Source organism: Paenibacillus glycanilyticus (assembly GCF_023715145.1).
GTDB classification, from domain to species: domain Bacteria; phylum Bacillota; class Bacilli; order Paenibacillales; family Paenibacillaceae; genus Pristimantibacillus; species Pristimantibacillus glycanilyticus_A.
Window position 1 is genome coordinate 1 of sequence record NZ_JAMBNP010000023.1, and the last position, 19,439, is coordinate 19,439.

Here is a 19,439-nt window from a genome sequence, read left to right on the forward strand (position 1 = left end):
TTGGTTTGTATTTGGATCCGGTCGCTGGCGAGCATCTGGGACCCTCATACATCATACCAAGGAGTCTTTTTGTTTCTCAAACCTCGTATTTCTTCATTATAGGAATGCTGCCCTTTACTTCAACAAAAGCTGCAGCGGATTCATTTTAGTGATGGTACGGTTCACATCATTTTCTATATATATTATCACCCTTGCACCGTCCAATTGAGCAGGTATGTTCATTTCATACCTCCGCCAGAAGAATTATCTGTGCGTTTAGATTTCTATTAAATTTCTACGTTATCCTGCCCTTTCGTATCCATGCATCTATATTTGCACCAAAGAGCATTAAAGTTAGTTCGTTCTTTCATGGTAGTTTTTTAATAACTCGATCTGATGTTTTTGGGGATCACGGCCTTGTATAGAAGTTCTTGTCCTAATACGGCTTTGTATAGAAATTCTTGTCTTGAGCTCACGACAAGAACTTCTATCAAAAAATAAAAAGCCGCAATATATGCGACTTCGATTGTATAAATGTTGTTGTCGTCTGACAGTTACCCATTGGGCTACTAAACAAACTCCTTACCTTCATTCAGATTCACACAAAAATAACCATCGCAACAAGCGATGGTTATTTTTGTGTGTTATCGAGTATCGACTATATTCTAAGCCTAGACACATATCGATCCATGTATTCAGATAATGTTTATTTCGATTGATGGATTTTCATAAACTTTCATGGCCACACCCATTGGCGTAAACGCGCGCTTAAGACGATATTCTTTGAACAAGATGAACAATGAAATGAAGAAAGCCGGCTGATAAAATCATGTAGGAGAAGCAGCGCCAAATCGACGCGTTCCTGGCCATCAAGAAGTAAACCGAAAGCAGCAGGAAATAGGAGGATGGATTCTGAGGCTGCTTTTAGAAGTCGAATATGGCCGAGCGTGGACGGCGACGCGCTCCCTTGTCTTTCCGTTCGACTTCGGTGATCGCCTCTTCCTCTATTATTCGCTGCCTGTTGCCCTTTCACAACTTCACCGTCACTCGGGCGTATCGTGCAATAGACAACAAAGAAAAGCTGAAGCAGCAACCGCTCCTTCAGCTCCTTTCTGTCCCACTTCGTCGGCGCGAGCGATTCAGACTTGCCGCGCTGTTATTGACCGATATAATACTTCCTCACCACGTCGCAAACCAGCTTAGGCCGGCGATATTCATCGACTACACCTTTGCTGTTTTTTGTCATCGCGCGGGTGAGTAGCCATCCGGTTGCTTCTGTGACCCTGCAATCGCAGAATTGCCAGATGAACAAGCCCGATAAATACGGGCGCTTCAAGTAGGCGACCAGGTTAAGCTCCAGGATGTCTGCCTGTCGTTCCTCGGAGCCCTTCACCCGGGCCGGAGAACGAAAGCCGTAGTAGCCGTCCGCTCCGAACTCGCTGATGATCATCGGCTTCCCTTTGCCGCCGAGTTCGTCCGCCCATGCCCTTGCTCGGTCGCATAATTCGCCGGGGTCATCATCCGTATACCACTGCGGATACAAATTCACGGAGACGACGTCCGCGAGATCGAAGCATTTCTCTTTCTCGCGGTGATGCGAGGCGAAGGTAAGCGGACGGCTGGAGTCTAGCCTGCGGATTTGATCCAGCTGTCTACGGTAATGCTCGCGTCCTTCCTCCATATCACTTGCGCACTCGTTCAGAATCGCCCAAAGGATGATCGACGGGTGGTTAACATGCTGCGTTACCATTTCGTTATTGACGGCTTCGCATTGCGAAATGAAGTTCGGATTACGCATCTGTTCGATGCTGAGGCCGCGGGCGTGATTCTCCTCCCAGACTAACCATCCTTGCTCGTCGCACAGGTCCAGGAAGCGCTCATCGTTCGGATAATGGCTTGTTCGGACGGCGTTTACACCCATTCCCTTCATGAGTTCCAGATCGCCGACCATGAGCGAAAGTGGCAGCGAAGGTCCGGCCAAGGCATGATCTTCATGACGATTAAACCCCTTCAGGAAGACGGGCTCGCCGTTGAGCAGAATCGCGCCCTCCCGTGCGTGGACGACCCGGAAGCCGACCCTTTCCACCAAATCGTCCACGGGCTCCGCCACTCCCTGCAGCATCAGCTCCAGTTGCAACTCGTATAGCCGAGGCGTCGAGCCCGACCAAGGGATAACGTCCGCGAAACGAAACGTACGCGTTACCGTCGTGACCTTCCCGGGACCGGGCAGCAGCGTAATCGAACCGAAATCCAAGATTTCCTGCCCTAATGTCCCCCGAAGATGAACGGTCCTAGCGTGAGGTGAATCGTTGCACACGGCGGCCGTGATTTCTCCGCTCCAGCCGGACTCGTCGCAAGACGGGATAAACCTTATGTCTTCTAGATAGCAGTCGCCGATCTTCTCCAGCACGACGGGCCGGATCAGGCCGCCGTACGTGTAATAGTCGTTCGGGACATGCAAGGAAGACGCTTCGCCGAACGAATTGTCCGCCTCGACACGCAGCTCGTGGAGCCCTGGCTGAACGCCTCGCACTTTGGCCGTGAAGGCTGTATAAGCATTATAATGCTCGGTGATCAATTTCCCGTCGAAGAAGACTTTGGCCGTATGGCTGACGCCCTTGAACGCCAATCGCAAGGAGACCGCTTCATCGATCCGGATCATCCTTCTGTAGACGCCCCGCCCGCGATACGTGGCGAGCTCCGGATGCTGTTCCCAGCAGCCGGGGACGACAAGCCTGTAAGGATATTCACCGGTACCCTCCTCGTTTCCGGGAAGTGGTGCGAAATCCCATAAACCGTCCAACTCGTTTACCCACCTAATATGATGTGTCTCGAATAATCTGATCATTCCCGTTTCCCGTCCTTCCGTGTGCCATGCACTCGTGCCGCTCAAGGCATGTTGAATCTCTCACTCCTGTATTGCAACGTTCCACTTCGTTAGTCGTTTCGGTTCTGTTCGCGGTATTGCGTCGGTGTCATGCCTGCGCTCCCTTTGAAAATTTGACTTAGCTCCTACCTCGACCGGACATTCACCTGCAAGTTGTGCCTAAATCGGCTAGGCGCGCTAAATTGATAAGAAGCTGCCTTCCCGAACCGACCGGGTCGATTCGGGCGGCAGCCCATGTCTGATTACGATTGCTTGCGCAGCTCGAATACTTTCTTCGTCTGTTCGACCGTCCAGTCGATGATCTCGTCATAGCCGAGACCTTTCGCCTTCTTGATCATTTCTTTCTTCAGCTGGTCGTATTGCGCGTCGTCGTTGGCGTAGATCATCTTCCAGGAGTATTCCTTGATGACCGCACCGACTTGGCTCAGCTTCTGCGACAGCATCGTGTCCATAACCGCCGGTGCTTCCGTCGAGGAAACCGCATTGTTGACGGCGATTTGGTTGTTCTTCGTCAGCAATTCTTTCGGCGTCAGGGCACCCGTTGCTTCGCGCCACGATTTCTCAACCGGGTTCGGGTTATCCTTCAGCACAGACGACCACATATTCCAGTCGTACGGCTCTCCCGTATTCGGGTTCGTCGTCGTCGTCTTCAGCGTCGTGTTGTTGATTTGCGCAGCACCGTCCTTGTACGTGCCGCCGCCGAACTCTGCAGGAACCTGCTGCGACGTGTCTCTCAGCGCTTTCTTACCGAAATCGGTCAGTGCGGCTTTACCGTCCTTCATTTCCCACGTCAAGCCTTCCGGTCCGTTCAGCGTCGTCATCATGCCTTCCGGCGTATACAGCCAGTTGATGAATTCCATGATCCGCTCCGGATGCTTCGCCTTGGCGCCAATCGCCCAGACGCGGTTGCTGCCGAACGGCGAGTAACCGTAGGAGTAGATTTTCTGCGCGCCGATGCCGACCATCGCGAAGCCCTTGCCCGCATCCGTGTGGTTAGGCGTGTTGTAAGCGCTGTCCTGCCAAGGGAACCAAGAGAATAGTACTTGGCCGTCTTTGTACTTATTGACGACGTCATCGAACTTCTGGGTCATGGAGTCCGGATCCAGGAGGCCCATTTTGTTGGCGTCGTAGTAGAATTTCAACGAACGCAGGTAGTAGCTGTTGTCTTCTAGGATGCCTTGATATTTCTCTTCGTTCGCGGAAATCTCAAGCAGCGTGCCTTGGTTGAAGCCGTCGGAAATGTCATAACCGTAGATGGTTCCCGGCTGCTTCGCGAGCGTCATGTAGTTGCCGTCCCAGTCGCCCCACAGCGAGAGGCCGTAAGTCGGTTTGCCGGAATCGCTCTTCGGCTCCAGCTCCTGCATTTTCTTCAGAACAGGCAGGATGTCTTCCATCTCCGTCATCTTCGGGTTGCCGAGCTTCTGGTACAGATCCCAGCGCATATCGATCTGGTATGTCATCGTGTTGCCTTCGGAAGGGCCGGAAGGCATGTTTGATGCATCATGTCCGACGCCGTATACCGCTTTGCCGTCGCCGAAGTTCTTCTTGTTCTTCTCGATCGCTTGGGGAACGTTTGCAAGAATGTCTTTGCCGTATTTCTCGAGCAAGCCGTCCTTCGTCCAATCCAGCAGCAAGCCCGCCTTGATGGCGTCACGATACTCTTGGCCGTCATTGCCGAACACGACAAGGTCGCCAAGGTCGCCCGATGCCATGAGCGTCGCGAATTTCGCTGCGCCGCCCGCGAGGTTCGGAGCCGTAATGTTCATTTCAAGACCGAATTTGTCCTTCAGGATCTTGCCGTACCAGCCGCCCTGCGTGCCGGCGAAGTTCGCGAGTTGCGAGAGCACCTCGATCTGATACGTTTCTTTCGATGCGTTAGCGTTTCCGGCACCTGCTGCCGCGTTGCCGCCTGCATTCGTATCCGCATTGCCCGCATTCTCTGCGTTGCTGCAAGCCGCTACTCCCATCATCAGAACAGTTGCGGCCGCGACGAGTTTCACTTTTGTAAGCGTTTTAGCCATGTTTTACAAGACCTCCCTTGGTTGTGTGGAAACCTCATTTCGAACAACAAGCTTAGGGTAAATCTAAGGCGGGCCTCACTCCTTTCTATAAAGTCAGAGGAGCCGGGGCGGAAGGTTATCCCTTCACCGCCCCGATCATGATCCCTTTGACGAAGAAACGCTGAAAGTACGGGTAGACCAGCAGAATCGGCAGCACGACGATCATGGACACGGTCGTCCGAATCGAGGTCGACGTCTGCATGTTGGCCAAGTCGAGTCCTTGGCCCCCCGAAGAGTTCCGCACGATAGCCGCCAGCGAGGACGCCTCGTTCATATATTTGTAAAGCACGTACTGCAGCGTGAAGAACTTCTCCTTGGACATGAGGAACAGCGTATCGGTGAACGAGTTCCATTGCGAAACGGCCGAGAAGATGGCGATCGTCGCCAGAATCGGCGTGATCAGCGGGAATATGATCCGGGTGAAGATGACCCAATAGCCCGCGCCATCGATCTGGGCGGATTCCTGAAGCGCCAGTGGAATCGACTCCACGAACGTCTTGACCAGGATGACGTAGAACGGCGAGACGATCGCCGGCAGAATGTACGCCAGGAAGTTGTCCGTCAGGTGCAGGGTTCGCATCGTCATGTACCATGGGATAATCCCAGCGTTAAAGTACATCGTGATGACGAGGTACCGGTACCATACCTTCCGTCCCCACATCTCCTGTTTGGTGAAGAGGAAGCCTAGGAAGGCTGCTCCGCATACGGATACCGCCGTGCCGATGACCGTCCGGCTGAGCGATATGAATCCGGAATGCATGAAGTTCGGAAGATTCAGCACCTGCGAATAGTTGCTGAAATGGATCTCCTTCGGATAGAAGGTAATCAGTCCCCTGCTGCTTAAGTCGTTGTTGCTGATCGTATTGATGAACAAGTAATAGAACGGAAAAATACAGAGCAGCGCGATGAGTGCGAAGACGATGTAGTTCACGGTATGGAACGCGACGTCACCCGTGTTAAGTTTCTTTTGCATACGTGTCTCTCCTTACTGACCGGATTAAATGATGCTCTCGCCGCGAAGCAATTTGGACATTCCGTTCGCGAAGAACAGCAGGATGATGCTGATGGCCGACTTCAGCATGCTGACCGCGGTGGCGAACGAGAAGTTGTTGCCGACCAGGCCGGTGTTATAAACGTAGAGGTCAAGCACCTCGATATGGCTCTTGTTGATCGCATTCTGGAAGACGAAATACTGCTCCAGGCCGTTGTTGATGAAGTTGGCGATCGTCAGCAGCAGCAGGACGAAATACGTTGGCATAATACCCGGTACGGTAATGTTCCAGATGGTGCGGAACCTGCCTGCGCCGTCCACCCGGGCGGCTTCGTACAGCTCTTGGTCGATCCCCGCGATCGCGGCGATGTACAGAATCGCTCCCCATCCGAGTCCCTTCCACAGCTCCCACAGCGCCATCTTTAGCCATGTGTGGCTATCGGAAGCAAGGAAGCCGATCCCTTTGTCGATGAAACCCAGGTTGATTAGAATGTGGTTCACAAGCCCGTTATCCACCGAGAACAACATGAAGGCGAACGAGTAGACCAAGACCCAGCTGATGAAGTTCGGCAGCGTGGTCAGAATTTGGACATACTTCTTGAAGCGCTGCGACCGCATCTCGCTCATGAAGATGGCGAAGATGACCGGCAGGACGGAGGCCAAGATATTCAGCGAGCTCATAGCCATCGTATTGCGCATGACGCGCAGCACTTCCGCCCTCTGCGTCGGATTGCCGAATATCGATCTAAACCACTCTAGACCGACGAAGTCGGACACGGCCAGCGGGATGCCCGGCCGGAAGTTATAGAAAGCGTAAATCCAGCCGTACAGCGGCAAATAGGAGAATATAAAGACCAGTACCAGAAACGGCAGTGCCATCAGGAATAGCTTATATTTGTTACGGATTTCGAACGACCGCTTCTTGACCGGCACTACGCCTGGTCCGGATTGCGCTTGAATGGTATTGGACACTTCGGAACCTCTCCTTGTCTAGCAGTATGATAAAATGTCGACGCCGAACGGCTTCAGTGAAATGCGTTCGGTCGCGATTCCCTCGTACAGGATACTCTCGTACGCCCGGTCCAGCACGATCGCCTGGTCGGAAGTCGTAAAGTTGGTCAGGAACAGATAAGAGGCATCGCCGCTTCGACGAACGGAAGCCTGCACCCCTTCCGGCAGCCCTTGAATACACGGAATATTCAAATTATTCAGGATGCCGGCGAACAGGTCGGCCAGGAAGTCCTGCCCGAAATTCGCGCCGTGTAATAGATGGACCCGCTGCCGGCCCGGTTGACGGTTACGGCTGTTCTGCCGGCATAATACTCCGAGCAGTACCAGCCGATCGGTTCGGCTCCGGCTGGCTCGATAATGTCGGCCCACTGCGAGCAGAGATACGTTTTGCCGTTATTCATCTGCACGGGCACCGTGTCCGAGAAAAGCGCGTCCCAATCCTTCACGATCAGGCCCGCGCATTCGGCCAGCGGTCCCGGTACCTCCATCGGCCAAACGGTATTATTAAGATTCTTGATACCACTGCGGCACGTCAAAATCAGTGTGCTTCCCGATTCCGCAAACGCTTTCAGTTTCGCGGTGATTTCTTCGTCCATCAGGTACAGATACGGCGCCACCTCCAGCTTGTAGCCGTCAAGAGGCTCCGTCCAGTGCAGCACGTCCGTACCCGCTCCCAGCAGGACAAGCGCGCCGTGGTAGGACTTCAGGATGCTCTCGTACTGAAAGCCGTCTTCGATATGCGGCTGGATCTGGCTCCCGAACTCGCCGATTCGGACCATGAAGACGCCAGCCTCCTTCATCCGGCCTGCATCGGCCTCCCACATCTCATCTGCGTCCCATTCGGGATAGTAGTCCATTCTGATTCTCATGCCTATTCCCCCTTGTAACAGCTATCCTACATGCGGTTTACCAGAAGCCCAGCGCCTGTTTCTCTTTCATCAGCTGCTCGAAGCGTTTATCCCATTTGACCCACACTTCATGAGCCGTGATCCCGCCCGCGAACATTTCCTGCAAATATTTCCACTTGTCTCCCGGATCTACGGTCTGGCTGGAAGCGGCCGTCATCACCGTCCGCCCCGGCTTGATATAACGATCAAAGATCTCTTGCTTATAAGCCGGCTGCTCAGGAGTCGCAACATCGCGCAGATTCGAAATAAAATTGCTACGGTCTATAATCTCCTGTGCCACTTTCTTCGAAGCCAGGAATTCGAGGAAGCGCTTCGCTTCGGCCATATGCTTCGCTTTCTTAGGGATGAACAGCTGGCCCCCAAGCGGACTGATCGCCAGATCCGCCCCTCTCGCATAGGGGACCGGGAACAGCCCGAGGTCCATCGACGGGTCCTTCTGGAGGACGTCGGCGATGAACCAGTCCCCCATCGTCATCATGGCCGCTTCCTCGCCAATGAATTTATCGACCGCCATATCGTAGCTATCTCTTAGAACGTTGCCGTTCGTATAGCCCAGCTTATAGAGGTCGTACTGCTGCTGCGTAATCGCGGTTAACGCCGGAATGTCCGCGGACTTTCTCCGGCCCGCATTGATATCGGACCATAGCATCGGGTCGTTCTTCTTCGCATAATCGGCGAAGGCGGAGCTTGTCCATAGCTCGGTCGCCCATGCGTCCTTGAAGGGCATAAAGAATGGCGTGATGCCCGCAGATTTGATGGCCTCGCATACCTTCAGAAGCTCCTCGAAATCCTGCGGTACTTTTAGGCCAAGGCGACGGAAAATTTTCTTATTATAAACGATCCCTTGCTGCCCGGCGTCTTGCGTGAGATGGAAGCCGTACATACGGCCGTTATAAGATAGCTGCTGCCTGCTCACCAGCCTGGGAGCCCAAGGTTCGCCGTCAAGGGCCTCGAAATTATTCTCGAGGTTCAGCTCGAAAGCGGCTGTATTCAAGTTATACAAGATCAGGTCCGGCGCCTCACCGACGGCCAGCTTGGTCTTGAGCACGGAAGACACTTGCTCGGTGGGCAGCAGCTGAAGCTTGACGCGGATTCCCGTCTGCTTCTCGAATTCGCTCGTCACCGCGTCGGAGACAAAGATGGCGTTCTTCGAGCTCTTGGTCATCGCCAGTTCGATGGTTTGTGGATCGTCCCCCACTTGACCCGGCGGCACTACATACGAATTCAACTCTTGTATTCCGGGGCTGGCGCATGCTGCAGAACCCAGCAGCATTCCTCCTAACAGCAAGCCTTCGGCCAGTCTTCTCCATTGGTTTCTCACGATGAAACCCCTCCGCAGTGTCACTTGAATTATAAAGCCAGCCGAGTATCAGCGTACATGTTCGTGGTTGACTCTTTATGTGTATTATTATGAACCGCCATCGGTTGCCTAACAAGCCGGTCAGTGCTATATTTGGTGATAAATCTCAAGACTCTTCCAGAAAGGAATTGCTGCCGGTGATCCGTTCGTTCTTAAGAAAACGGCCTCAGTTCAGCCTCCGCGGCAGGCTGATCGTGATCTTCAGCCTGCTGCTCGCGCTGGTTCTCGGCAGCTTCCTGGTCTTTACGAACCTGCTTGTCATCAAGCCGACCAAGGAACGAACGATCAAAGACACGCTGCTGGCGACGGCGATGATCTCCGAGCGTCTCGACGACTATATCGATACGCAGAACCAGCTGTCGCAGCGCATTCTCTCGAACCGCGCGATCTTCTCGTTCGGCGCACTTACGAAGAAGTCCCAGAGCACAGAAGCCTTGAACCAGAACCGGGTACTCAGCGACATTATGTTTCAAGCCGTGGGGCCCAGCCAGAACATTCGCGATATCGTCATCTACGGTCTCAAGGGCGAGGAAGTCGCTACGTATATCGGTTACGAAGCGCCGCCGCCCCTCAAGCCGGTGCTGGCCGACTTCGAGTGGAGGCGCCGGCTTCAGACCAGCGCTTATTTGATCCATTCCGGAGAAGGGCTGCCCGTATCGTTCATCCGCTCCATTATCGACATCAACGGCACCGTCTACGGCTATCTGTCCATTCTGATGGACGACACCGACTTGCGCAAGCTGTCCGATGCGGGAAATCTTGGCTCCGTCTACGTGATGGATGACCGGGACGGGCTGGTGATTCAGTCCCGCAGCGGCGACTTCGAGAAGGATCGCGGCAATATTCGGCCCGCTGCGAAGGAGCAGGGCATTTACACGGATTCGCAGAGCCACTATATTGCCTATTATAAGTCTTCACATACCGGATGGACCGTATATACCGTCATTCCGCGCGAATCCGTGCTCGGCTCGGTTAACTCCGTCCGGAATATCGCGGTTATCCTGTTTGTCTCGCTCACCTTGTTCAGCTTCCTGTATATTTATTTTACGTCCAAGAGTCTGGTCCTTCCGATCCGCAAGCTGCGCAGGCAGGTACTGCAGATCAGCTACAGCAACTTGAGCCTGAAGACGGACAGCCGGTTGTTCAACAACGAATTCTTCCTGTTCAACGAGGCCTTCCGCGAGCTGCTCGAACGACTGCAGTCCTCCATCGAACGGGAGAAGCTGGCCCTTCACGAGGAGGTCATGGCGAGGAACTCGGCGCTGCAGGCGCAGATCGCGCCGCATTTTATCCATAACGTGCTGTATTTGATCAGCATCGCCGCGCAGGAAAACCGCATGAACGTCGTGACCGAGATGTGCAAGCACCTCTCGGAAAGCCTGCGGTATATCGTTAGCTCGCCCTACCAGCATGTGACGCTCCGGGATGAGATCGAGCATACAAAGCATTACCTGGGGCTGATCCAGCAGAAGTACGAGGACGATCTGGAATGGGAGATCGACATGGACCCCGCCGCGGAATCCATTCTGCTTCCTCGTCTTGTCATTCAGCCGTTCGTGGAGAACTGCATCGAGCATGCCTTCGACCAGACGGACCCGCCGTGGCGAATCCGGATAAAAATCAAGCTCTATAACGGACTGTGGGCCATCGAGATCAGCGACAATGGCCAAGGTTTCGCCGAGGAAGATATCAAGCGGACGCTCGAGCGAATCAAAGCCGAAAGCTCGGCTGAGCAGCCGATGAAGATCGGTAGCATGGGCATCGTGAACACCGTGGGCCGGCTGCAGCTGATGTACCGGAACCGGTTGTTCTTCAATATGTACAACGAGGAGAACGGCGGAGCCACGCTTCAAATCATCGCGTCGATGACGAAGGATTTCTACTAAAATTAGCCTGGAGGGAAGGAGGAGAGCGGCCATGTACCGAGTTCTTCTCGCGGAAGACAGCAAGCCGATTATGCGAAATCTGATGGAGCTGATCACAACGTCGGGGCTGCCGGTCCAGATCGTACATACGGCCTCGAACGGCGCGGACGCGCTGGCGGCATTCAACGAGCTGGAAGTCGACATCCTGCTGACGGACATCCGTATGCCGAAGATGGACGGGCTCGCGCTAATCGGTGAAGCGAAGAAAATCAACTCACGGCTGAAAGCCGTCCTGATCAGCGGGTACAACGATTTCGAATATACGCGGAAGGCGATCAATCTTCAGGTGTCCGACTACTTGCTGAAGCCGATCGAACGCAGCGCTTTAATCGAGGTCATAGAGAAGGTCATTGCCCAGATCAGGGAGGAATATGAGGCGGAATTCACGGGACTTAGCGGCATCATCGATCCGGCAGCCGGACCGGAGCAGATGCTAGGGACGGAGTTCTTCCGAGACAAGAAGCTTGTCCTGATGATGCAGCTGCAATACTTCTGTCCGTCCGTACTCGGGTGGGAACCAGAGCAGGTTCAAGACCTGCTGGGCCGGGCATTCGCGCCTCATCCCTTCTGGGTGTTCGCGGCGAAGAAGCCGCGGCTGCTGCTGACGCTGACGGATCCGGCCTTCCTTGACGAGGCAGGTCCGATGGAACGCCTCGAAGACATTCGCGCAGCATTAGAGGAAGCCGGCATGTCGGCGTCGATCGCCGGCCGCTTCTATCCCGTGAATCCGAAGGAATTTGCCGGCTGCAGCCAGGCATTGTCCGAGCTGCTCGACAGCCGGATGACCATCGCGGAGCCTGTCCTGGCGGACGAGGCGCACTCCACTTCTCGTTCAGCCGACGCCGCCGAGGATGCGGAGCGGATAGCCGCCCGTTACGTCGATATGATCAGCAAGCTGCAGAAGGAGCCGTTTCTCTTGCAGTTCTCCGAACAGCTCGCCAAATGGGGCAAGAAGAATCTGCGTATCGCGCTGTTACACCGTATTGTTGAACACCTCGTGAATGCTTTCCCGTCTTTGGAAAAAAATTATGGAGAGTTCCATTCCAGCGTGCAGCGGCTCTATGACCTGCCGAGCTACACGGACTTCTGCGCAGGGCTGCTGGACCTCTTTGAGCAGCGGTTCACCGAGGAGCAGTCGCTGAACAAGAAGGGCGGCTACGAACTGTTCCGCAAGATCGACGCCCATCTCAAGTCCAATCTCTACACGCCGTTGTCGATGAACGATCTGGCTGTCGCCTTCCACGTCAGTCCCTCCTATATCAGCCGAGTGATGAAGAAGCATTCGAACACCACTCTGATGCAGTACTATTTGGACCTGAAAATCGCCGAGGCGCGCAAGGTCATTCGATCGAATCCCACCATCAAAATCAAGGAACTGTCGGACGCGCTCTGCTTCTACGACCAGCACTATTTCTCCAAAGTGTTCAAAGAATATTCAGGGTGCAGCCCGACGGAGTATAAGGTGACCGTGAAGGGGCACGACGAGACGAAGCAGGACTAAAGCGATTATGTGGTTGAGCCTAGACTTATAGGGTATATACCTCATAACCGCAAACTCATGCACGCCCACACATTTTTCAGCTCTTCTCTTAAACCCTAAAAAGAGAGTACCTCGCACTGGTATTCATTTTCGCGTTACTATTTCGAGTTTCGGATTTCATCATTACCAAACTTGCGAAAGTGCATCCTTTACCACTGCAGCCCGCCAAGGGTGGCGCAGTTCCTGCGAAAATAATTTCCTTCAATATTGCTAGTAAAACATCTGCGTTTATGAATTTCATGAATACTCTATCCCTTACAATATTGGTTTTTAGGGAAGCAAAGTTATAAACGGGTTCCAGCCATGGAAGGTTACAGCGGTTTCATTCCTTCTTCAATTCACGGTGATCCATCGGGAATGGGATAATGTTCTTGTGTCAAATGCGGAAATGGGATCAAGTTCTTGTCACCCGACAGGTTTGTATAATATTGTTCAAGAGAACTGAAGGCGTGCTTCAAGTTCGATCCTGTACATGCAATCCTCGCAGTTCGGTTTCGTTTCACTCGGTCGTAAACTTGAGTTATCTCGAAGACCCCAAACTCTCTTTTGCAAATATAACAGGTCGAATACAAACGAAATCCGTTTGGTTGGTTTTGCACCGAAATCCCTCCCGCCCATGTGACAAGCTGCAATAAATCTTTGAGCTGAACCTGAACATGACTAATTACGAGTTTTTTCATCTAACCGCCTCCTTCAAATGTATACTATACTCATGGCCTATTACCACGCCCCTTCAACCTTTTCGCCGTTATACATTAAAATAATAAAGGTACATTCCCCTTAAATTTAAGGAAAATGTACCTTTTCCGACTTTTTCAGCGGCCTCCAACTTCGCTCCCTACCCCGACCTTGATTGCCGCTTCACCATCTGCAACCCTACAGCGGCAAGGAGAATCAACCCTTTTACTGAATCGTTCAACAACGCATTCATTCCGACCGCCGTTATGATTTTATCGATCATGGTGAATGACATGGTGCCGAACACGATACTCGCCACTTTCCCTCTCCCGCCGGACATGCTGATTCCGCCGATGACAACGGCAGCGATGGCATAGAGCTCGAAGTTCTGACCGGACGTTGCCGGGTCGAAGGAGGTATCTTTCGCAATCTTCAGGAACGCTGCAAATCCCACCAATGCGCCGCTAAGCAGGAATACCTTGATTCTGGTCCAATGAATATCGATACCGGCTAGCTTAGCAGCGCGCGGATTGCTTCCGAGCGCATAGACACGCTTTCCGAATTTGGTAGAGGACGATATGTACGTGAGAGCCACTGCGATACAGATAAAAATAATGCCAATGACGGGGAGTGTTAACAATTCTCCATTGCCGAGCTTAAACAGCGCCGAATAGCTGGATAATGATCCGTCCACGCTGTATCTCGTTTCACCCCGCTCATTCATCATATATTGCGAGATCGACCTAAAGATCAGCATCGTTGCCAAAGTGACTATGAACGAAGGCATCAGCAGCCAGCCAACAAGCACGCCGTTAATGAAGCCGCACACCATTCCGAGCAGAATGGCGATGATCAGCCCTGCAAAGATGTTATCCACTTGGTTGTAAACGATAATGGTCAACCCGCCGACAAGGACGAAGGAGGAGCCGACAGAGAGATCGATATCCCCGGTAAGAATGATGAAACCCATTCCGAGCGCAATCGTCCCCAGAATAGCGCTGTGAAGCAATATATTCGTCATGCTGGTCCAGGATGTACCGCTGCCATTCGTAAACAAGAAGGCAATGAATATGCCGATAAAGACGATAATATAGTTGTAGTTGGACCACAGATGCTTATAGTTGACGCTCATTCTCCGCCGCACTCCTCTCCTCCGGAACAATGGCGTTTGTCGCATGGAGCATGACGCGTTCTTCGTTGATATCTTCCCGGTTCAGAATCGCCGTAATGGTCCCGCGATAAAACACCGCACAACGGTCCGCAATTTTCTGAATCTCTGTCATCTCGAGTGTATTGACAATAATTGTTTTTCCTTGCTTGGCCAGCTCGAGAATAAGCTTATATATTTCGTGCTTCGCGCCGATGTCAATCCCCTGCGTAGGGTTGTCGAAAAGAATAAGGTCCGCGTTGGTGCGCAGCGACCGCGCCAGGATGATCTTCTGCTGGTTTCCGCCTGACAAGCTTGTGATCATGTCCCGATAGCTGCCCGCCTTGATTGCAAGCTTTTTTCTCAACTCCTCGTAGGTTTGAAGCTCTCGTTTTTTGAATATAAACTTCTGTCTGGAATGAATCGCGTGCTCGGAGAGGTAAGTATTTTCGAGCAGGTTGAGGTCCGGGATGACGGAGTTTTCCTTGCGGCTCGCGGGAACCATCGCTATTCTTAACTTCATCGCGCTTCGGATGCTGTGAGGCTGGAGGCTTCGGCCGTAGATGAGAAGCCTGCCGCTATGAGGCTGCAATACGCCGAAGATCGTCTGCAGCAGCTCCGAGCAGCCAGCGCCTTCGAGGCCTGTAAATGCAATGATTTCACCCTTCTTCACGGTCAAGTTGACGTTGTGAAACCGCCTGCCGGAGAGCTGCTGTATCTCTATGATTGCAACACCTGCTGTGCGCTCTTCATACCCTACATCGGATGAATACCGTTCCCCGACCATATGTCTGGCGATTTCCTCCGGCGTGGTGTGCTTGATGTCATTCGATACAACTAGCTTTCCGTTGCGAAGCACGGTGAAGCGGTCCGCAATCCGGAAGATCTCCGGCATCTTGTGGGAGATAAAGATGAAGCTTTTGCCGGCATTTTTCAATCTTCGGATAATAAAGAACAGCCGCTCAATCTCTTCGTTGTTCAGCGCTGTGGTAGGCTCATCCAGTATAAAAAGCTTCGCTTCCCCCTGCAGCACCTTCGCGATTTCCAGCAGCTGCTTTTTCCCCGTATCCAGGCTGCCTGCGTATTCCATAGGGTCTATATCGACACCCAGTTTACCCATCAACGCGCTTGTCTGATCAACCATCTCTTTCTTTCGCAATCTGCCGAGGGGACCGGTCAGCTCCTTGCCCAGAAACACATTCTCGTACACACGCAAATCGTTAAATATATTCAGTTCTTGATGAACAAAGGCAATCCCGTGCTGCTCGGCCGACTTGATGCTGTGTTGGGTGATCTCCCTGCCGTCGAAAGAGATCAGGCCGTTATCCTTGCTGTGAACGCCAGCCAGGATGTTCATCAGCGTGGATTTGCCCGCACCGTTCTCTCCCAGCAAGGCGTGCACTTCTCCCCGGTTAACGCTCAGACTAACGCGGTCGAGCACAGTAACTCCATAGAACGCTTTGGTGATGCCGTCCATCTTCAGCAGTTCCATATGCCCCCACTCACCTTGTATATTAGGATAATCCGCTCATAAGCACGATCATCTCATGAGCGGTTTATTTACCGTACTATTTCTCTTCGTACGTGCCGAACGCCTTGAAATCCGCTACGTTGCCGGCATCGACGACCTTAACCGGAATGACGTGATCCTGCTCGACTGTTCCTTTTTTCATGAGGAAGTCCGTCATTACCTGCATGGCCTCTTGAATCATAGCCGGATCGTAGGTTACCGAAAAGATATCGAATGTGGACGGGCGTGCTATGGTCTGATGTTTGTCTTTCAAAATTGCATGCATTTCGGCAAGACCCGAAGAGGCGCCCAGTGCCTTCAGCTGCTTCAGAAACGCTTCCTTCTTGCCTGCATCAAGGGCTGAACCGTTCAGAGATTCCAGGACGCCGATAGCGATTTCATCATCGTGCGTGAAGATCCAATTCTCCTTGGAGGTATCAAGCTGGGCGCTGCCGAACCACGATTCGAACAGCTCCTTCCCCGTATCGCGGCTCCAGCCGGTGGCTGCGGATTTCACCACGGTCTTGTCGATCTCTTCTTTGGTCCAGCCTTGCTCGCTTAGGTATGCCCTGAATCCGTTCGAACGAAGCTCCGGCACGGAGGAGTTGTCTCCGATCATTTCATAGACATAATCGTCCTTGGTGAGACCCTTCTCAACGAATCGCTTGGCCGTCTCATAACCGATGCCTTCGTTGTCGCCCTTCACGTTCGAGACCACCTTCTCATCGATCATCGGACTCGAGATGACACGGTCGAATTGGACGAAGGGGATATCTGCGGCCGCAATCTTCTCCAGAGTCGATTGAAGACCGTTGTCGTACGGAAGAATAACAATGCCGCCGATGCTGCCCGATTTAGTCAGGAGGTCATCTACTTGCTTAATTTGGTCCTCCACATCCGTTGCTGCATACACCTTGACCTTGAATTTCTCCTTCACCGCATCGTCCTTATTGAGCTCATCCGCCTTCTCCTGTGCGTAAGTCAGAACAGCCCCCGTCCAACCATGATCCGCGCTCGGCACCATGACGGCAATTTCCTTCCCGGAGCCGTCGCTCGTGCAGCCGGCTAGTCCCAACCCGGACAGCACCAGAATCGCGAGCGCCAGCATTACTGAAAATCGATTTCTAATCATACCAACCCTCCATTCTTGATATATTCCCTTTGGTCTCAATCAAGTGTATTCGTGTACAACTACAATCATGTCAGGGTGATAAGGGGGATTGTGGTTTCCTATATCGTGTCTTTTCGGCATGGTCTAACAGGTTGGTTTCCGGCAAGTTTGAAGGGCCACCCTATAATGGATGGCCCTTTATTGACTACTAATATAATTCATGAAATTTGTTGAATGACTTGCAAGATTTTCTTCTTCATGACTGCATCGTCTGTTCAGATGTTTCAAATTCAATAAACATTTCTCTTAAATCTCCTTTGATTTTCAGTATTTCGTCCACTCTCCCCACAGCCATTACCGTGCCGTCCGAAAGGAGACCAACGGAATGCCGATGACCCGACGCTATGGTATTCTTTGGCCACCGTTTTCATTTTTAGCGCCGTTTCCGGCGAAGTATGATACATAGTTCACTTCACTCCTCAAAACAATGACCTATCAATAATAGGTGTCATACCCCTTGCAACTTTGCAAGTATTTCACTTTTAATATATTTCACTAATTCATTAAACTATCCTGCCCGTTTAATGCCCACCGCAGCCTCTTTCGTTGGTTGTTGTATGTACGTACTGACCAACGATTTTTGATTGATATATGTGCCGTGCCCCGCGAAGATGTCCGCTCATATCCTACAGTGAACGCCTATGGAAAACGTTGACTTAAGGAGCTGAGGGACAATTGAGAATAGTACAAATCTCAACGAATACGATTCCTGTCCCGCCGAAGAATTACGGGGGTAAGGTCCGCAACCGCAAGCGGCTGCCCAGCGCCCGCAGATTGAGGAGATACGCCCGAACGCGCTACTCCGGACAAAACATGACGGACGCGTTTATGAAGCTTTATCGGAGAGTCATCAACAAGAAGCTCTACAAATTTAAACAAAACACACTCTGGAACCGACGCGAAGCCAAGCTGCAATCGTCGTCCAATGGAGAGGAATATTAGATGATTACCGTAATCGCATGCACGATACGGTCGTCTTATATTGACAATGTGTTCGATAATTACGATCGCCAGCTCTGGAAAAACAAAAAAATGATTATCGTTCTAAACAATGACGAGATGGATATCGAAGTCTACAGGGAAAGAGCGAGCCAATACCCTGAGGGCGAAATCACTGTCTATCAGCTACCTCAGAAATACCGGCTCGGAAGATGCCTGAATTATGCGATCAAGCGAGCGGACAATGGCCTCATAGCCAAGTTCGATGACGATGATTATTATGGCCCCAAGTTTCTCCGAGAGACTGCCCGTGCAATCAAACACGGCAGAGCCTCTATCGTCGGCAAGAACACTGCCTACCTCTATTTCGAAGCAAAAAAAGCACTGATGGTGTTCCGTAGAGGAGGCGAATGGAAATACAGGCGCCACCTCAAAGGCGGATCACTGGTGTTTCGCAAATCAGTTTGGCGCCGGGTCAAGTTTCCTGCCAACCGGAAAGCCGGAACCGATTCAAAATGGCTCTCCCGCTGCCTTCGACGGGGGTTTCATCCCTTCTCCGTCTCCAAACGGCATTATGTTTGCATTCGCCGGAAAAATTGGAGCAACCATACACAAAAAAAGAGCACGCGTAGCTACATGCGACGGTGTAGGTTCGTACGCAAGACAACTGAATTCCAACGATATGTTAATTAGTGCGCTGAAGCATCGTACCGACATATCCTGCTCAGAAGTTGAACAAGGCAGATGGTCGTACTTGACCGGCTGCCTATTGGAACTATTCTGCCCGTTTAATGCCCGCCGGCACTCTACAACTTTATTTTCATGCTCATTGTATCAACAAATGAGGAGGTAACAAATACGAAGGAAGGGAGCTCCTAAGGGGTTCCCTTCTCTCATTGATCTATGATCCTTATTCAAAGAGCTCGAACTGCAGCAACAACGGTACCCCGAATTGGTGTCCGATGGTCTCCCGCCAACAACTTCTTCGTTTCCGCAAGCAAATGCCGGTACGCTCTCTCTATGAGGTTGCCCGGACGCTCCGACATCATCCGCAAAAGCAAAGATCCTCCGTTTTTGGATAATACAAACGATACGGCGGCAGTCATCGATCCGTTCTCGCCAGCCACTCCTCCCATTTTCGCTCGTACAGCACCATTCCTGGGAAGGCGTCAGTTGGCCGAGGAAGTAAAAAATTCCGCGAGCCAGTTAGGCTCACGGAATTTAACTTTCTCCAAATCGTACTGACCCGATCCGATCCCGATGGACTAGATCTTGGCTGCGAATTATCTTAACTAGTTCCTAGAATCCTTGACGCCTTCGCCATAGTGGAGTC

16 protein-coding genes and 1 pseudogene are annotated in these 19,439 nt (G+C 52.2%); 4 read left to right on the forward strand and 13 right to left on the reverse strand.

Features of this window, described 5'->3' with window-relative positions; translation table 11 throughout:
* Positions 1–1,135: 1,135 nt before the first annotated feature.
* The 7 genes from M3194_RS30370 to M3194_RS30400 all read right to left on the reverse strand — a co-directional run bounded on the left by M3194_RS30370 (position 1,136) and on the right by M3194_RS30400 (position 9,157).
* Complete coding sequence (locus tag M3194_RS30370; protein WP_311292453.1) at positions 1,136–2,782, reverse strand: glycoside hydrolase family 2 protein; 1,647 nt, start codon at positions 2,780–2,782, stop codon at positions 1,136–1,138.
* A gap of 326 nt (positions 2,783–3,108) precedes the next feature.
* Complete coding sequence (locus M3194_RS30375; RefSeq protein ID WP_251657885.1) at positions 3,109–4,887, reverse strand: type 2 periplasmic-binding domain-containing protein; 1,779 nt, start codon at positions 4,885–4,887, stop codon at positions 3,109–3,111.
* Between the two features lie 115 nt (positions 4,888–5,002).
* Positions 5,003–5,899, reverse strand: a complete 897-nt coding sequence (locus M3194_RS30380; protein ID WP_251657886.1) for a carbohydrate ABC transporter permease — start codon at positions 5,897–5,899, stop codon at positions 5,003–5,005.
* A gap of 24 nt (positions 5,900–5,923) precedes the next feature.
* A complete protein-coding gene (locus M3194_RS30385; RefSeq protein ID WP_311292454.1) occupies positions 5,924–6,889 on the reverse strand; it encodes an ABC transporter permease in 966 nt (321 codons plus the stop codon).
* Between the two features lie 18 nt (positions 6,890–6,907).
* Entirely contained in the window at positions 6,908–7,120 is a 213-nt protein-coding gene (locus M3194_RS30390; protein ID WP_251657887.1) for a Beta-galactosidase C-terminal domain, read from the reverse strand.
* A 5-nt stretch (positions 7,121–7,125) separates the two neighbouring features.
* A complete protein-coding gene (locus M3194_RS30395; protein ID WP_251657888.1) occupies positions 7,126–7,797 on the reverse strand; it encodes a beta-galactosidase trimerization domain-containing protein in 672 nt (223 codons plus the stop codon).
* Positions 7,798–7,834: 37 nt separating this feature from the next.
* A complete protein-coding gene (locus M3194_RS30400) occupies positions 7,835–9,157 on the reverse strand; it encodes an ABC transporter substrate-binding protein (protein WP_251657889.1) in 1,323 nt (440 codons plus the stop codon).
* Between the two features lie 176 nt (positions 9,158–9,333).
* On the opposite strand from M3194_RS30400, the gene M3194_RS30405 reads away from it, so the two are divergent.
* Together M3194_RS30405 and M3194_RS30410 are read left to right on the forward strand one after the other, a co-directional pair.
* On the forward strand, positions 9,334–11,082 hold the full coding sequence (locus M3194_RS30405; RefSeq protein WP_311292455.1) for a sensor histidine kinase: 1,749 nt from the start codon (positions 9,334–9,336) through the stop codon (positions 11,080–11,082).
* Positions 11,083–11,113: 31 nt separating this feature from the next.
* Positions 11,114–12,622, forward strand: a complete 1,509-nt coding sequence (locus tag M3194_RS30410) for a response regulator transcription factor (protein WP_251657890.1) — start codon at positions 11,114–11,116, stop codon at positions 12,620–12,622.
* 377 nt (positions 12,623–12,999) lie between these two features.
* On the opposite strand, the gene M3194_RS30415 is transcribed toward M3194_RS30410, so the two are convergent.
* The 5 genes and pseudogenes from M3194_RS30415 to M3194_RS31755 form a co-directional block, all read right to left on the reverse strand.
* Complete coding sequence (locus M3194_RS30415; RefSeq protein WP_251657891.1) at positions 13,000–13,341, reverse strand: hypothetical protein; 342 nt, start codon at positions 13,339–13,341, stop codon at positions 13,000–13,002.
* Between the two features lie 158 nt (positions 13,342–13,499).
* The gene (locus M3194_RS30420; RefSeq protein WP_251657892.1) at positions 13,500–14,471 is read right to left on the reverse strand and encodes an ABC transporter permease; all 972 of its coding nucleotides are present in this window, start codon (positions 14,469–14,471) and stop codon (positions 13,500–13,502) included.
* Positions 14,455–15,978: a sugar ABC transporter ATP-binding protein gene (locus M3194_RS30425; RefSeq protein WP_251657893.1), complete on the reverse strand. Its 1,524-nt coding sequence runs from the start codon at positions 15,976–15,978 to the stop codon at positions 14,455–14,457. Before M3194_RS30425 ends, M3194_RS30420 begins: the two co-directional genes overlap by 17 nt.
* A gap of 76 nt (positions 15,979–16,054) precedes the next feature.
* Entirely contained in the window at positions 16,055–17,128 is a 1,074-nt protein-coding gene (locus M3194_RS30430) for a substrate-binding domain-containing protein (RefSeq protein WP_251657894.1), read from the reverse strand.
* A gap of 310 nt (positions 17,129–17,438) precedes the next feature.
* A pseudogene (locus tag M3194_RS31755) lies at positions 17,439–17,513 on the reverse strand (hypothetical protein); the annotation flags it as partial.
* Between the two features lie 329 nt (positions 17,514–17,842).
* Between M3194_RS31755 and M3194_RS30435 the strand changes: the two are divergent.
* A complete protein-coding gene (locus tag M3194_RS30435; RefSeq protein WP_251657895.1) occupies positions 17,843–18,109 on the forward strand; it encodes a hypothetical protein in 267 nt (88 codons plus the stop codon).
* Complete coding sequence (locus M3194_RS30440) at positions 18,110–18,799, forward strand: glycosyltransferase family 2 protein (RefSeq protein WP_251657896.1); 690 nt, start codon at positions 18,110–18,112, stop codon at positions 18,797–18,799.
* Between the two features lie 221 nt (positions 18,800–19,020).
* On the opposite strand, the gene M3194_RS30445 is transcribed toward M3194_RS30440, so the two are convergent.
* Positions 19,021–19,242, reverse strand: coding sequence for a hypothetical protein (locus tag M3194_RS30445; RefSeq protein WP_251657897.1), 222 nt, complete (start codon positions 19,240–19,242; stop codon positions 19,021–19,023).
* Between the last annotated feature and the right edge of the window lie 197 nt (positions 19,243–19,439).